The sequence below is a fragment of the Bacillus sp. AFS073361 genome, assembly GCF_002567005.1.
GTDB lineage: Bacteria > Bacillota > Bacilli > Bacillales > Cytobacillaceae > Neobacillus.
Genome location: NZ_NUZU01000037.1, coordinates 404,232 through 417,950, shown reverse-complemented (window position 1 = coordinate 417,950; position 13,719 = coordinate 404,232). Strand labels below are relative to the sequence as shown.

General features: G+C 39.8%; 18 protein-coding genes. 4 read left to right on the top strand and 14 right to left on the bottom strand.

Annotated features, from left to right (window positions below; translation table 11 throughout):
- Window positions 1-142 precede the first annotated feature (142 nt).
- Both COJ96_RS19700 and COJ96_RS29340 read right to left on the bottom strand, forming a co-directional pair.
- Window positions 143-352 carry a hypothetical protein gene (locus COJ96_RS19700; RefSeq protein ID WP_098575492.1) on the bottom strand — a complete coding sequence of 70 codons (210 nt, stop codon included), beginning with the start codon at window positions 350-352 and terminating at the stop codon, window positions 143-145.
- Between the two features lie 600 nt (window positions 353-952).
- Window positions 953-1,087 (bottom strand): hypothetical protein, encoded by a 135-nt coding sequence (locus COJ96_RS29340; protein ID WP_257148568.1) that lies wholly within the window; start codon window positions 1,085-1,087, stop codon window positions 953-955.
- Window positions 1,088-1,491: 404 nt separating this feature from the next.
- On the opposite strand from COJ96_RS29340, the gene COJ96_RS19690 reads away from it, so the two are divergent.
- Window positions 1,492-1,899 carry a VOC family protein gene (locus COJ96_RS19690; protein WP_098575490.1) on the top strand — a complete coding sequence of 136 codons (408 nt, stop codon included), beginning with the start codon at window positions 1,492-1,494 and terminating at the stop codon, window positions 1,897-1,899.
- A 90-nt stretch (window positions 1,900-1,989) separates the two neighbouring features.
- Here the strand turns inward: COJ96_RS19690 and COJ96_RS19685 are convergent, their stop codons facing one another.
- A complete protein-coding gene (locus COJ96_RS19685; protein ID WP_098575489.1) occupies window positions 1,990-2,763 on the bottom strand; it encodes a class I SAM-dependent methyltransferase in 774 nt (257 codons plus the stop codon).
- A 180-nt stretch (window positions 2,764-2,943) separates the two neighbouring features.
- On the opposite strand from COJ96_RS19685, the gene COJ96_RS19680 reads away from it, so the two are divergent.
- The gene (locus tag COJ96_RS19680) at window positions 2,944-3,264 is read left to right on the top strand and encodes a hypothetical protein (protein ID WP_098575488.1); all 321 of its coding nucleotides are present in this window, start codon (window positions 2,944-2,946) and stop codon (window positions 3,262-3,264) included.
- Window positions 3,265-3,399: 135 nt separating this feature from the next.
- On the opposite strand, the gene COJ96_RS19675 is transcribed toward COJ96_RS19680, so the two are convergent.
- The 6 genes from COJ96_RS19675 to COJ96_RS19650 all read right to left on the bottom strand — a co-directional run bounded on the left by COJ96_RS19675 (window position 3,400) and on the right by COJ96_RS19650 (window position 6,759).
- Window positions 3,400-3,585: a DUF4017 family protein gene (locus COJ96_RS19675; RefSeq protein ID WP_098575487.1), complete on the bottom strand. Its 186-nt coding sequence runs from the start codon at window positions 3,583-3,585 to the stop codon at window positions 3,400-3,402.
- Window positions 3,586-3,682: 97 nt separating this feature from the next.
- A complete protein-coding gene (locus COJ96_RS19670; RefSeq protein WP_098575486.1) occupies window positions 3,683-4,138 on the bottom strand; it encodes a C40 family peptidase in 456 nt (151 codons plus the stop codon).
- A gap of 215 nt (window positions 4,139-4,353) precedes the next feature.
- Window positions 4,354-5,103 (bottom strand): ABC transporter permease, encoded by a 750-nt coding sequence (locus COJ96_RS19665; RefSeq protein ID WP_098575485.1) that lies wholly within the window; start codon window positions 5,101-5,103, stop codon window positions 4,354-4,356.
- Entirely contained in the window at window positions 5,104-5,865 is a 762-nt protein-coding gene (locus COJ96_RS19660; RefSeq protein WP_098575484.1) for an ABC transporter ATP-binding protein, read from the bottom strand. It abuts the gene before it with no gap.
- Window positions 5,866-6,026: 161 nt separating this feature from the next.
- Complete coding sequence (locus COJ96_RS19655) at window positions 6,027-6,368, bottom strand: DUF1048 domain-containing protein (RefSeq protein ID WP_098575483.1); 342 nt, start codon at window positions 6,366-6,368, stop codon at window positions 6,027-6,029.
- A gap of 70 nt (window positions 6,369-6,438) precedes the next feature.
- Window positions 6,439-6,759: a PadR family transcriptional regulator gene (locus COJ96_RS19650; RefSeq protein ID WP_098575482.1), complete on the bottom strand. Its 321-nt coding sequence runs from the start codon at window positions 6,757-6,759 to the stop codon at window positions 6,439-6,441.
- Between the two features lie 471 nt (window positions 6,760-7,230).
- On the opposite strand from COJ96_RS19650, the gene COJ96_RS19645 reads away from it, so the two are divergent.
- Together COJ96_RS19645 and COJ96_RS19640 are read left to right on the top strand one after the other, a co-directional pair.
- Complete coding sequence (locus COJ96_RS19645; protein WP_098575481.1) at window positions 7,231-7,599, top strand: hypothetical protein; 369 nt, start codon at window positions 7,231-7,233, stop codon at window positions 7,597-7,599.
- Window positions 7,600-7,724: 125 nt separating this feature from the next.
- Window positions 7,725-8,144, top strand: a complete 420-nt coding sequence (locus COJ96_RS19640) for a hypothetical protein (protein ID WP_098575480.1) — start codon at window positions 7,725-7,727, stop codon at window positions 8,142-8,144.
- 118 nt (window positions 8,145-8,262) lie between these two features.
- Here COJ96_RS19640 and COJ96_RS19635 read toward each other — a convergent pair whose 3' ends face one another.
- From COJ96_RS19635 to COJ96_RS19615, 5 genes are all read right to left on the bottom strand, one after another.
- Window positions 8,263-9,105, bottom strand: a complete 843-nt coding sequence (locus COJ96_RS19635) for an aldo/keto reductase (protein WP_098575479.1) — start codon at window positions 9,103-9,105, stop codon at window positions 8,263-8,265.
- 158 nt (window positions 9,106-9,263) lie between these two features.
- Window positions 9,264-10,058: an XdhC family protein gene (locus COJ96_RS19630; RefSeq protein WP_098575478.1), complete on the bottom strand. Its 795-nt coding sequence runs from the start codon at window positions 10,056-10,058 to the stop codon at window positions 9,264-9,266.
- A 27-nt stretch (window positions 10,059-10,085) separates the two neighbouring features.
- The gene (locus COJ96_RS19625; RefSeq protein ID WP_180230187.1) at window positions 10,086-10,955 is read right to left on the bottom strand and encodes an FAD binding domain-containing protein; all 870 of its coding nucleotides are present in this window, start codon (window positions 10,953-10,955) and stop codon (window positions 10,086-10,088) included.
- A complete protein-coding gene (locus COJ96_RS19620; RefSeq protein WP_098575514.1) occupies window positions 10,940-11,416 on the bottom strand; it encodes a (2Fe-2S)-binding protein in 477 nt (158 codons plus the stop codon). Before COJ96_RS19620 ends, COJ96_RS19625 begins: the two co-directional genes overlap by 16 nt.
- The gene (locus COJ96_RS19615) at window positions 11,413-13,575 is read right to left on the bottom strand and encodes a xanthine dehydrogenase family protein molybdopterin-binding subunit (RefSeq protein WP_098575476.1); all 2,163 of its coding nucleotides are present in this window, start codon (window positions 13,573-13,575) and stop codon (window positions 11,413-11,415) included. Before COJ96_RS19615 ends, COJ96_RS19620 begins: the two co-directional genes overlap by 4 nt.
- Window positions 13,576-13,719 lie beyond the last annotated feature (144 nt).

Here is a 13,719-nt window from a genome sequence, read left to right as displayed (position 1 = left end):
GGATTTGTCGACAGTCTGAGCCGCTGATAAAAATCAGCGGCTTTCTTCAGCTATAGAACACGTTAGATTAAGTGTTAAATTTTGTTGTTGTTTTCAAATCTATGAAATACCTCGATTAGGAACGACTTTTTTAAAGATGAAGTTAGTTAATGTAATCCATTATTTTTTGGTAACCAAATGGTAAAACGCCTGCGACTAATAAACCAATTACAATTGAAGAAGTAGAAAAAATAATGCATTTCCTAAGTGATATATCATTCCTCTTAAAGGCGATAATGTATACCTTCATCATAAAAAAGACAGTAATAAATATTATGATTGCTGAAAACACACTTGCTAAAATTACCTCCATTGTGGTCCTCCTTTAATAAAGTCTTTTAAATTAACCAGTAGCCTGCAAAATAAACTTTTATCCATATTATAACAAAAATTTCTTCATGCTTCTTCCACTCAGATTGACCTGCATTATTAATGCCTTATTTCCTCATAATCTGTACTTAGAGGTGATGCATATATATTAATAAATAAGATGTAAACTGGATACAGAATGCCAGACCCATAAATCAGAAGGCTAAATCTCGGAAATAGTTCTACGCCTACATTAATAGGAAAAACAACAGGGAAAAAGGAGAAAAAAAGAATAAAATATGGTAACCACAAAAGGAGTGACAAATAGCTGTATTTTCTACTAATATTCCATTTTTTTGTTAAGTAAATGAATAAGATTGTCGAAAGTAGAAGTCCAATAACATTAATAACAGCAATTAAAATGTAAACATTATCCCATTCCCAGCCAGTTAACATACTAATATGAGATACATTTATTATTAGTTCGATTGCTATAAACAAAGCTATTGCGTATAACACACTAATAATATTTAACTTTATAAAAAACTTCATCATATACCTCCTTAATAAAGACACAGCAACACCTCTGAGTTAAGTTCTTTATTCAATTATAATCATTCTTAAAGGAACCTGCCACGTTATAGGACAAGAAAATGACCGTTGCAGCGATCATCGTCCTTAACAAAGCACCCATTTTCACTTTTAATTGAGGATAGAGAATTAATTTAGCTTTCGCCATTCCTTTCTTATACCAAACAAGAAATGTATGAATAAAATCGTAATCATGTCCGAACGTGGTCGTCTTCGGACAGCTTTCGTAATTTCAAAGGCAATCATGTCCGAACTTCGGTCGTCTTTGGACAGCTCTCGTAATTTTATAGGCAATCATGTCCGAACATTGGTCGTCTTCGGACAACTCTCGTGATTTCAAAGGCAATCATGTCTGAATTATAATTCCTTCTGTAAATCGCTTCCGAAAACAGCCAATATTTTTTAGAAAAACTACCTTTTCTACATTAACCTTTATCTTTAAACAAATTTTTTGTGGTTTTTAAAGATTGAAAAGGAACTAATGTTCGTACATAATATTTATTAGGCCCCTACCAGCTGTTAGCCTAAGTTAATGTTAAAGGAGACTGTGCAATGATTAAACCTTATTTAATGTTCAATAGAGAATGTGCAGAGGCTTTTGAATGGTATCAAAAAGCTTTTGATGGCGAAATGATTTTAATGCAAAAATACGGTGAAATGCCGCCAGATCCTAATTTTCCAATTTCTGAAAGCAATAAAGACCTTGTCCTTCATGCACAATTGAAATTAACCGATTCAGGCATCATTATGGGTTCGGATGGAAAACGGGACATTCCAAACGGAGAGAAAGTGGTCATCAGTGTTGAGCTTGACTCTGAAGAGCAATTGAAAAAGGCATGGAATGTCCTTGCAGATGGTGGATCTGTTTTTATGGATCTTCAACCAACATTCTTTGCCAAACTGCATGGTTCTGTAAAGGACAAATATGGTGTTAGTTGGATGTTTACAGTGAATAGATAGGGAAATCTCATCATACATCAGAGCTGAAGATCCTTTCTTCAGCTCTATTGCTTGTTCATGTATTTTGAATCAAATTGGATTATCATCCACTTATTTTCTTCCACTTAAAATCATTGCATTACCTAATACTTTTTTGTTCAATAAGAGCTTGGGCAATTTCATTTCATTCGCAAGTTTGTAGCTATTCAATTCAGATACCCCATGTTTCTTTAAGACATTTAATAGCTCACTTTGATCCCCAAATATTTTTTCATCCATAAACAAATCTAAGAAAACAAATTCACCACCAGGTCTTAAAACTCTTAATGCCTCTTTCATTACTTCAGTTTTATCACTTCGATCTTTTACTTCATGAAATGTTAAACAACTGACAATTACGTCAAATTCATCATCATTAAAAGGAAGCGCTGCAGCACTTGCTTTCAGAAAGTCAATTCTATCAAAGACCCCTTCTATTTCAGCATTCTGTTGGCATTGAGCTTTCGAATATTCCCAATTCCCGCCCCAATAATCAATTCCCGTTAAATAGGCATTTGGAAAAGTCTTTGCCAGTTTAATAATCAGGGAACCACTTCCTGTCCCTATATCTAGAATGTTTCCCTTTTTAGCCACATTCACCTTGGAAACTATTAAATCATGAATTTTGGACTGATAATTCCCCCCGACTGGTGCGAATTGGTAAACAGAATAAGCAAGGATAAATGTTATATAAATAAAAGGCAGCGCCAACATTCCGAACAAAACTCGCAGAAATATAGGAACAGGGAATAATGTACTCAAGAGAAGACTAAGTGAAATAACCACAAAAATTAGTAGTTTGTAAATTCGAATCCAGGTTTGGTATTTTGTTTTTGTTTTCAAGATATCAGCTATCCTTAATCATCTATTTTTTGTTTGTTATTATTATAAAGGAAATGAATCATCCTTTGTTTAATCTTTATAGAAATTCTTAACTAATTCGTCCATTGTGACAGGCGAACTTGCACTTTCGTATAATGAAATTGGAAACACTATTTAGATCAAACATAAGATGGTGAAACTAGAATGAAAATAAATTTATCAGAGAATCAAATGGCCGAAATAAAACGAATCATTCAAAAAGAACTTTTGATCAAAGGAATAGTACCAACAGATGACTATCTATTTATCCACTGTTTTTCAAAACTACAGAAAGAAACCGTCTATTATCATTTGTTCATTGAAAATGATACGTTGATCCTCCGCTGCTATGCACGCTTGTTTGACAACCTTGGCCTGAGCGTGTTGGTCAGAAGCACAGCAAAAAATGTATTCGAATATCTGGAATACCAAACCGTGTATCAAAAAACAATTTATCTTGAAAACGGGATCGAGGTAAAAATTTAAAAAAGAAGGCCAACTCAAATCATTGAAGTTCCTTTTATCATAGTATTTCCGAAAACACTTGATCATTGGAATAAGAAAAAGCGTCTCCACTTTTTGTAGAAACGCATCCGTTACTTCCATTTAAAAAACATTTTTCTAATATATACGCTTTTTGTTTACTAAAAACGTGACCAAAGCAGCAATGATTAACACCGGAATTGCATAAATTTGTCCAACATACAATTTCCAGCTCACCGTATTATAGCCTTCTGATGCAGGAACTATGACTGAAATGATACAAACAATTAAGTAGGCTAATAATGGCGGAATTAAATTTTTCATTTGAACAACATCCTTAGTGTAATTTTACACTAATCATAACAAATATAATCAATATTGTAAATATTTCCTAAAAAAAAGACCATCCTTAGGATGATCTTTACACGCGCTTTGATCCAATATATCTAGGATGCCAATAAGAGTTATTTGTGTTGGTAATAATGACTCCTTTTGAAGAGGATGCCATGATCATTTTCCCGTATCCAATATAAATGGCTACATGGGTTGGGGCACTGGCTTTGGTCGGTGCGTAGAATAGTAAATCGCCAATCTGCAGATTAGATGGTCGATATCCGTTACCATAGTACATTTGGGCAGCCGTGCGATTAAGTGTTCTTCCCGCTTTTCCGTAGGAATACTTCACAAGACCTGAACAGTCAAATCCGCTTGGCGACATCCCGCCCCATCGGTATGGAACCCCTAGATTAGATTTAGCAATCGAAATCGCTGCAGTATGATAATTATAAGTTGCTGCTTCCGCTTTTTCACCCTTGGCGGCGAACAAAGAGCCACAAGAAGCTAAGATGGTAAAGGCTATGATGAATTTCTTTAGCATGATTGTTTCCTCCTAGTGTGAGTTGATAGATTCACTATACTAGAAAGGTATAACAGACTCATCACAGCAATATGTTAATTTTATTACAAAAGTAATTCTACAATAATTTTCTTGATCCTTAATAGAAACTAGAAATTGAATTTATATATGAAAAAGTCCGGTACTTACAATTGCACCGGACTTTTTCACATCACCAGACGCCAACCAATGGTGCCCTACCCTAACTGGCGTTTAAACGCATTACAGGCGAAGAAGTAAGCGATAATCAATATGCCGAAGCACCAGGCAAACGCAATCCAGATACCATTGCCAACAGACCCGTCATACAAGAGGGCACGAATTGCATTTACGATGGAAGTCACGGGCTGGTTTTCAGCGAACGCACGGACAATTTTAGGCATGGTTTCGGTGGGGACAAAGGCAGAACTGATAAATGGCAGGAAAATCAGCGGGTAGGAGTAGGCTGTCGCCCCTTCTATAGATCTTGCAGTCAAACCGGGAATGACTGCCAGCCATGTCAATGCCAGCGTAAATAGCCCGAGTATCCCAGCTACCGCCAGCCAATCCAGTATATCTGCGCTGGTTCGGAAGCCCATCAAGAGCGCAACAAGGATAACCACCACTACAGTAAGCGCATTGGAAACAAGCGAGGTCAATACATGAGCCCACAAAACCGATGAGCGCTTGATGGGCATAGTAATGAAACGCGCCATCAGCCCGCACTTTACATCCGTAAAAAGCCGTACGGAAGTGTATGCGACGCCGGATGCTATTGCCATCAGCAAGATACCCGGCAATAAATAATTGACATAGTTGTCTGTGCCCGACTCTATGGCGCCGCCAAAAACGTAGACAAACAGCAGCAGCATCATAATCGGCGTAATCGCCACCGTGATAATCGTATCCGGGCTGCGCAGAATGTTGCGCATTAAACGCCCAAGTAATACCCCAGTATTGCTTTTCATTTACCTCTCCTCCTTTTTGCCAATGATCGCGAGGAAAATTTCCTCCAATGTCGGCTGCTTTTCGATGTACTCTACTTTCGCTGGCGGGAACATCTCTTTGAGTTCGGTCAGCGTACCGGTTGTGATGATTTTCCCCCCATGCAGGATGGCGATCCGGTCCGCCAGATGTTCGGCTTCCTCCAAGTATTGGGTTGTCAGTAAGATAGTCGTGCCACCGCCGGCAAGCTCCTTGACGGTATCCCAGACTTCGATTCGAGCTTCAGGGTCAAGCCCTGTCGTCGGTTCGTCTAGAAAAATGACTGCTGGCGTCCCGATCAGGCTCATGGCGATGTCAAGGCGGCGCTTCATCCCTCCGGAATATGTGTCCGCCCGCCGGTTGGCCGCGTCACGCAGGCTGAATCTTGCAAGCAGATTGTCGGCGACTTGAGCGGGATTAGAAACTCCCCGCAACTTGGCGATCATCACCAGGTTTTCCCTACCTGTGAGCATTCCGTCTAAAGCAGCGAACTGCCCCGTCAGGCTAATGCTCTGGCGAACTTGATCTGGTTGACGCTGAAGGTCGAAGCCGCTAATACCAACCTCGCCTCCATCAGGCTTCACCAGCGTCGTGAGGATGTTAACCGTCGTCGTCTTGCCTGCTCCATTTGAGCCCAGCAGTGCAAAAATTTCGCCACGCCGGACCTCAAAATCAACCCCCTGTAGGATTTCCTTGTCTTTAAAGGATTTTTTTAACCCTTTTATAGAAATCGCTGCATTGTTCATACTTTCTTCCTCCTTATAAAATGCGCTAGATTGCCTATCCTTCTCTACTCAGTCTGACAGATATTCTGTATTACTTACTACTGACTTAAAAATATAACTGAATAGTGAAGGTGACACAATACATTTGTAACCAGCTATTCAGCAGGAATGATCTATTGAATTTACTTTTTTCCCAAACGGTTTTTGATACTCTGATTCAAATCTTCACGATACTTCGCGAAATAGGTTCTAGCGTTGGCCACTAGTTCATCGGCAAAGGAAGCCACGTCGTCACCAGTGATTTCCAGCACTTGTCTGTTTTCTGCCGCACCAGCTTCGAACAGCTCGATTAATTCATACTGCATATGCAGCATATCCATCCCGTTGCCCGCTGAGAAATTCCACATGTAGTTTTGAATTTTCTTAAATACAAACTGGTAGTCCTCTGGCAGGGCTTCAACCCGTGCCATCATCATTTTGTACTCTTTTTTATCACCAATCATTTTTTTGAACATTTCCAACATGTTATTTTTCCTCCTTTTTTATATAACTGAACTAGACACGCCAAATTATTGGACGGAATATCTTATGAACCTAGTTTGACTTTAAGACATTGATTTTCGATGAGACAAAATCCCATTTTTTCCAAAACAATTCAAGTTCCTGGCGGCCAGCCTCATTAAGTGAGTAAAACTTGCGGGGCGGCCCCATATCTGATGGTTTTTTTTCTATGTTCACAAGTTTTTTCTTTTCTAATCGCACGAGGATCGTGTAAACTGTCCCTTCTACGACTTCGGTAAACCCGAGTTCATTTAGGCGGCGGGTAATCTCGTAGCCATAGGTTTCATGGCGGCTGATGATTTCCAGCACGCAGCCTTCTAGCGAACCCTTCAGCATTTCAGTTAAATTTTCCATATATAGCTCCTCCTTTACCTCCTCTATATTGTCTGACTTATATTCAGTATAACTTAGTACTAAACAATAATTTTTACCTAATAACTTAGGGCAATCGTACTATTAAGTATTGCTTATTACAAGTACATCGTAACACCGAGTAGTGAGAGTGTCAACCATTTTTCTTTGTACTTATTATTAACAACCAAAATCATTCTAATAACCGGGATAACGACTCCTCCCTTCCTCTTTATTTCGATCCCAGTAAATAGTTCAGGTGCACCAAAAGTAGCACACCCCTAAAATATGAATGATGAAATCAACAATGACTTTTCACACAGCCATATATTCAAAAAATGGTATGATAAATATTGGAAGGAAAAATTCTGGAATAGCATCCATAAAGTCCAATATACATAAGGTAATGAACGATCTAATTGATTACTTTAATAAAATAATACTTTATATTTAATAGACTTGGAGATGATTCTTATGACTAAATTTTCAACTGTAAACGGATGGCTGCATTTTACGAATCCACCGAAACAATCCCCCCATATTATGAATAAAAGACGGTACGATTTGAGTTATCAAAATGCTGTTGAAGAGGATCTTGGCCATGGTTTCAAACGGTATATGTGGAGACCTGGGGTCCAGATCAATAGTCATGAATATCTAGATTTTCGATTAATTGCACGAGAAAACGAAAACGTTATCACTTCGGGATACTTTACGGATCCAATGGAACACATCTATTCTTTACAAAATGGTCCAAAAGAGACAAATGTCATGGTTTTAATCCTTCACAATGCCTCAAATGCAGATTCAGAAGTTTCCCTTTGGCTCGTGGTTAAAGGCTAGATAGTAAAATATCTTTTCAAACGAATAGAACTTACCATTAATAGACAGGCCATTTGCTTAGGACAAGTTCCTCCCGTTTACATATGATGGAGTATCATTAAATAACGTAAGGGGAGACTTTATCTATGAGCGAAGACCTCAAGAAATATTTTAAAGAATCAGTTATCAAGGTTAATCGAGACGGATCGGAATCCAAAATTTCGAAGTTTTTGTATGAAGGTCACGATTATATTGCAGTATTAACAGAAGCGGATGAAATCGTTTATTACAATACTCATCACATTAATAGTTTTACAGAGAATACGAAACAGAAAGTGGATTTCGACATTGACGTTCCTGAGAATTTTAAAGAAGCTGAGAACTTCAACGACTTACTAAAATTATTGAAATATCATTGGGTAAACATTAATCATGGCCATTCTGAGGGAGTTAAAGGGGTAATATGTGAGGTAAAAGATGATACTGTTCATATGGTCTCCAATGAGGAATTCGTTCGTATTCCCCTCTTCCATGTTCATTATGTTAGTTATTGGAGTAAAAATTAATAAGTCTGAATCAGTCGAACTTTAAAATCACCCAAAAAGTCTCCTTAATAAAACGCCCTCAAAATAACATTTGAAGGCGTTTTTTCCATTTTGAGTGATTTTCTATCAAATTACTAGATTAAAATTCTTCGTATTCAGCTGGGTCTTGATTATTGATCCTTCCATCCGGACGAGTTAATCCTGAAATAAGTTCCATTTCTGATGGATCCAAGGAGAAGTCAAAGATTGAGATATTTTCAAGCTGCCTTGTAGGAGAAGCAGATTTTGGAATCGAAATAGCCCCCAATTGATACTGCCAACGAAGAATTATTTGTGAAATGGATTTATTATGCTGGTTGGCAATCATTTGAAGTGAATCATTATGTAAAATATCATTGGCGCGAGCTAATGGGCTCCAAGATTCGATCTTAATCTCATGTTCTTCATGCCAAATTCTTTGATCTGCTTGATTGAAGTATGGGTGTAATTCAATTTGGTTTACACTGGGTTTAACACCTGTTTCCTTCTCTAGATGCTCTATATGCTCCGGCAAGAAATTACATACACCAATGGAACGAATAATCCCCTTCTTTTTTGCGTCAATTAATGCTTGCCATGCTTCCACATATAGGCCTTGTTTTGGGTTCGGCCAATGAATCAAATATAAATCATAATAATCGAGATGGCCTCTATATAAGGATTCTTCAATGGTCGTTACTGCATTGGTATAGGATTGATAACGTCCCGGTAATTTGGAAGTGATTCTTAACTCTTCTCTCGGAACCGAACTGCGTCTAACTGCTTCACCTACCGTTCCTTCGTTTTCATAATTATAAGCAGTATCTATTAGTCGATAACCAAGATCCATTGCACTTTGGATGGAAGTAACCCCTTCATTTCCTTTTAGCTTATATGTACCCAATCCGATTACCGGCAAAGTTAACCCATCATTAAGAGTTACCTCTGGAATGGTTTTACTCATTATTTAATCCCTCCTTATTTGTAATATCTTAAGATTAGCACAATTTCGAATAGTTTTCATGAAATGCGTGCTCCAGCAAAAAAACACTTACCTCGGAACTTGATTCTCCTGGTAAATGTTTTTATTTCCATCATTAAACGAAACCTCAAAAATACGCCTTATCTATTCAATTGTTTCACTTTCGTCGTCTTTTTTTCCTTACTTATCTTGATGATTTCCCCGATAATACTGACGGCAATTTCTTGTGTGGTTTCTGAACCAATGTTCAAGCCGATGGGAGAGTGTACCTGCTCCAACCGTTCTTCACTGACGCCTTCCTTTTTTAATTTTTCAAATATGGTTATGACCTTGCGTTTGCTGGCGACCATGCCCACATACGCAATCGGAAATTGCAGTGCCGTTTTTAAGACGATATCATCTCCATCCTTTGTCACAATCACTACATAGGAGTTCTCATTTAGGCCGGCTTCCAGCAAGGCTTTTTCAATATCCTCGTCCACATAAACGTTCGTCGCATTTGGAAAGCGCTCCTGCGTACAATAACCCACTCGATCATCGACAACGCAATAAGGGATTTCAAGGAAATCCGCCAGCTTTGCTAACGCATGGCCTAAATGTCCGGCACCGCATAGAACAAGTTCTGGCCTGCTTTTATAGACTTCAATAAACACCCGCAATGTTCCGCCACAATTCATTTGAATTCCGTCTTTTGCATGTTTATTTAATTTGTATTCAACGATTTTCGATTTGCCATCTTGGATCGCTTTAACACTCTCTTCGATGATATAGTATTCAGCCAAGCCCCCTCCGACAGTACCTTCAATTGTTCCATCACGGTATACAATCATTTTTCCAACATGCTGGGGAGTTGAGCCTTTTGATTCGATGATCATGGCTAAGGCAAAGGTTTTGTTTTGACGGTTCAATATGGCGACTTTTTCCATCAATAGCATGAATAAGCTCCCCCCTTTTTATTAACATTAAGTCGGTTGATAATGCTTCATGCTAAGAAAATAACGTAACAGATTTAAGGAAACGGTTTTTCTGTATGCTGCTGTGGAGCGCTGATCGTCGATTGGCCGAATGATCTTACCGAATGCTGCCACTACCTGCCCGATGTCGGCATCGGCTAATGGTACGCTTTTTCCGACCAGAGTCTTTTCAATATCCATCGAACGAACCATTGTAGGCCCGACCGCCCCGAAGGCAAAACGCACATCATCGATTCGAGCATCATTGATTCGGATGTATCCTGCGAACCCTACTTTGGCAATGGCATCAGCGTTGCGGTTGCCGACTTTCTCGAAAACGACATGAGCTCCTTCTTCTAAAACAGACGGCAATATGATTTCAGACAAAATCTCATTTTGATTCCGCCCGATCTTTCGGGGACCTTGAATAAAATCGCTAATAGCCATGATCCGATCACCATGAATGGAGCGCAGTACAAGTTTTGCATTAAATACGTATAATAAGGGCAGTGTGTCGCCAGCCGGAGATGCATTGCAAATATTCCCGCCTAATGTCCCTCTGTTTCTAATGGCTGGTGCCGCAATCGTTCTGATCGCGTCCTTTAATGGGACTGGGATTAACCGTTCTTCCAGTAATTCACTATAGGTACAGCAAGCCCCAATGTGAAGATCCTTCTCATTTTGATAGACCCGCTTTAGTTCAGACAAATGATCAATAAAAATAATCGGTTTGGGAATTTTCGGAGCTGCTCCTCTTCGGCTTTTGTGGAGGACCATGACATCCGTTCCACCCGCCATGATGGCACAATCTTCTTTGTTCAATTGACTCAACGTGTCGTCTAAATGATCGAAGCGATACGAGGTTATTTTTTCTGCCATATGCCGTCCCCTTTTTTCGCTGCTAGGTTGATCGCATTTACAATCATATTGTAGCCCGTACATCGACACAGATTTCCGGAAATACCTTCACGGATTTCTTCCTCTGATGGATGAGGGTTTTTGGATAATAAAGCGGCACTTGCCATGACCATCCCAGGAATGCAATAACCGCATTGCACCCCACCGGCTTCAGAATAACTCTCGTCTAATATCTTAAATTGTTCCGTCTCCATAATCCCTTCTATCGTTTGGACATCAGCTCCCTCAATTGAACCAATGGGAATCAGGCAGCTGTTTTGCAGGAGGTTATTCACAAACACACTGCAGGCACCGCATTCCCCTTCACCGCAGCCTTCCTTTGTTCCAATTAACTCAAACTCTTCTCTTATTAAATCTAGTAATCTTATTGCGGGAGAGGCGTCCGTTTCTATCGTTCTCCCATTTAGTGTGAATTTAATCAACCTTCATCACCCTCTTTCACCCTAAGACTTTCAATAATGACTTCCGGTGTAACCGGAATTTGCTGAAAAGAAGTTTGCAATGCATTCTCGATGGCCGCTTGGACGGCTGGAGCGCCGCCGATTAACGTCAATTCACCTGCGCCCTTTGCCCCGTATGGACCATCCGCATAGGGGTTATCAAAGACCTTGCTTTCGATTGGAACCACGTCCAAGGAAGTCGGAGGTCCATAATCCGATATGCTTTTTTGTTGGATCTTGCCAAGATGTGACGTCATCTTCTCTAAATATCCGTACGCAAAACCCTGAGCCAGACCACCGTCAATTTGGCCTTTCATAATCCGGTCATCTATGACCTTCCCCACTTCATAATTGCCGTATACTTTTTCTAGCTTTACATTCCCTGTTAACGTATCCACTTCCAGTTCAACGATATTCACACCCCATGAATATGCCGGATAAGCATCTCCAGTGAAGGTCAACTCGTTCCACGGAATCATTTCACGATGAACATAATGCTCCACTACTTCTTGTTCCTCCCCTGCCCTCCACTGATCCTTCAGTTTTTTGGCAGCCCGTTCAAGCAATTTTCCAACGATCATCGTTGTCCGGGAGGCTACAGTCGGTCCGGAGTCTGGAACCTCTTTTGTATCGGGAGAAGGATACGAAACTCGTTCGTATGGGAGGTTGAGTTCTTTTGCGACAATTTTACTCAACGTCGTATAGATTCCTTGTCCCATATCAGAATTTGAGATTTTTAGTGAGACCTGGTCGTCCTTTGATTTAACCAGTTTTACCGTTGCTTTAATATGGTCTCGTTCGCCACTGCCCGTAAATCCACAGCCGTGGAGGAATAAGGAGGTTCCAATGCCTTTTTTATACCGCTGACTTTGTTGATTAAAACGATGAAACTCCTGTTTTTTCTTTTTGTAATCTGAGGAATTGAGCAGGTCCTCAATCATTTCTTCTACTAAGATTGGATCGCGGAATATACCTTTGGTGATTGTAGGGTCTCCTTGTTTGACGAGGTATTTTCGTTTAAATTCAAGTGGTTCGATATTTGCCTGATTACTAAGATGTCCCATATGACTTTCGATACCGGCAAAACTCTGTGGAGCACCAAAGCCTCTGAAAGCGCCATTCGGAACGGTATTGGTCTTTAAGACATAGCCTTTGGCATGAAAGTTTGGAATTTTATATACACCTGCACTGTTTATTAATGCACGCTGCAGCACGACAGAGCTCAGCCCCACATTCGCTCCGCCATCGAGATAGATGTCCACACATAGACTCAAGATATTTCCTTCCTTATCTATGGCCGTTCGATAGTTGAGTTTAGCGGGATGCCTTTTCGTGGTCACCACCATATCCTCCGCACGGTCAAACACGAGCATCACTGATTTTTTGACTGCTTTGGCCGCCACCGCTACGTGACAGGCCATCATGGAAGGAAACTCTTCTTTGCCGCCAAAGCCTCCGCCAGTCGGACTCTGAACTACTCTGACTTCATCGTCACCACAGGCTAAAGCACTAAGCAAGGCATTTTTTATATAATATAGACATTGCATAGAACCTTGGACTTCAATTTCTTCTTCCTTATAGATGGCGAGCATTCCTTGTGGCTCAAGGTAGACATGCTCCTGATAACCCGTGTCATACACTTCTTCGATAATTCTGTAGGCACTTTGCTCGATGGCTGAAATGACAGCTAAGCTTTCTCCAAACTCATAGCTTGCCATCGTAACCCCAGGTTTTGATTTTTGATGGATCGCTTCGTCCAATGTGTAAATAGCCTGATTCTCTTCAAAATCAACCTTCACTTCATTTAGTAACCTATACAAGGTATCTAGGTCTTCACCTACGAGCATCAATATCGGCTCTCCAATATAATTGACACATTCATTCGCAAAAATGGGCTGATCTTCTTGGATAATCTTGACATAATTCGGTCCCGGAATATCCTCGGCTCCAACCACGTCATATCCTTCCGGTAGTTTCGGCAATTGAATGGATTTGATTTTTCCATATGCAATTGGCGACCGGTACAAAACACCATAAACCATATTTTCTACTTTCACGTCACTAATGTAGGGCAGCTGACCCGATACTTTACCACTATGGTCCTTTTTGGGCACTGAGGTGCTTATGTCTTTTAGGTTCATTCCAACAACACCCTTCGACTCTTTTTTAAAGGGGACACTTTATTAATAGAAACCTCTTCCTATGATTTTATAAATGAGAATCCTATTTTATGATTCATTTCATTCAAGTTTCGTTGTTTTAATTATATTTTAATATCGAAAGGC

What these genes read in the sequence shown, in the direction of transcription:
- COJ96_RS19700 (WP_098575492.1), bottom strand. Translation starts at nt 352, where the DNA reads ATGGAGGTAATTTTAGCAAGTGTGTTTTCAGCAATCATAATATTTATT.
- COJ96_RS29340 (WP_257148568.1), bottom strand. Translation starts at nt 1,087, where the DNA reads ATGGCGAAAGCTAAATTAATTCTCTATCCTCAATTAAAAGTGAAAATG.
- COJ96_RS19690 (WP_098575490.1), top strand. Translation starts at nt 1,492, where the DNA reads ATGATTAAACCTTATTTAATGTTCAATAGAGAATGTGCAGAGGCTTTT.
- COJ96_RS19680 (WP_098575488.1), top strand. Translation starts at nt 2,944, where the DNA reads ATGAAAATAAATTTATCAGAGAATCAAATGGCCGAAATAAAACGAATC.
- COJ96_RS19675 (WP_098575487.1), bottom strand. Translation starts at nt 3,585, where the DNA reads ATGAAAAATTTAATTCCGCCATTATTAGCCTACTTAATTGTTTGTATC.
- COJ96_RS19670 (WP_098575486.1), bottom strand. Translation starts at nt 4,138, where the DNA reads ATGCTAAAGAAATTCATCATAGCCTTTACCATCTTAGCTTCTTGTGGC.
- COJ96_RS19665 (WP_098575485.1), bottom strand. Translation starts at nt 5,103, where the DNA reads ATGAAAAGCAATACTGGGGTATTACTTGGGCGTTTAATGCGCAACATT.
- COJ96_RS19660 (WP_098575484.1), bottom strand. Translation starts at nt 5,865, where the DNA reads ATGAACAATGCAGCGATTTCTATAAAAGGGTTAAAAAAATCCTTTAAA.
- COJ96_RS19655 (WP_098575483.1), bottom strand. Translation starts at nt 6,368, where the DNA reads ATGTTGGAAATGTTCAAAAAAATGATTGGTGATAAAAAAGAGTACAAA.
- COJ96_RS19650 (WP_098575482.1), bottom strand. Translation starts at nt 6,759, where the DNA reads ATGGAAAATTTAACTGAAATGCTGAAGGGTTCGCTAGAAGGCTGCGTG.
- COJ96_RS19645 (WP_098575481.1), top strand. Translation starts at nt 7,231, where the DNA reads ATGACTAAATTTTCAACTGTAAACGGATGGCTGCATTTTACGAATCCA.
- COJ96_RS19640 (WP_098575480.1), top strand. Translation starts at nt 7,725, where the DNA reads ATGAGCGAAGACCTCAAGAAATATTTTAAAGAATCAGTTATCAAGGTT.
- COJ96_RS19635 (WP_098575479.1), bottom strand. Translation starts at nt 9,105, where the DNA reads ATGAGTAAAACCATTCCAGAGGTAACTCTTAATGATGGGTTAACTTTG.
- COJ96_RS19630 (WP_098575478.1), bottom strand. Translation starts at nt 10,058, where the DNA reads ATGCTATTGATGGAAAAAGTCGCCATATTGAACCGTCAAAACAAAACC.
- COJ96_RS19625 (WP_180230187.1), bottom strand. Translation starts at nt 10,955, where the DNA reads ATGGCAGAAAAAATAACCTCGTATCGCTTCGATCATTTAGACGACACG.
- COJ96_RS19615 (WP_098575476.1), bottom strand. Translation starts at nt 13,575, where the DNA reads ATGAACCTAAAAGACATAAGCACCTCAGTGCCCAAAAAGGACCATAGT.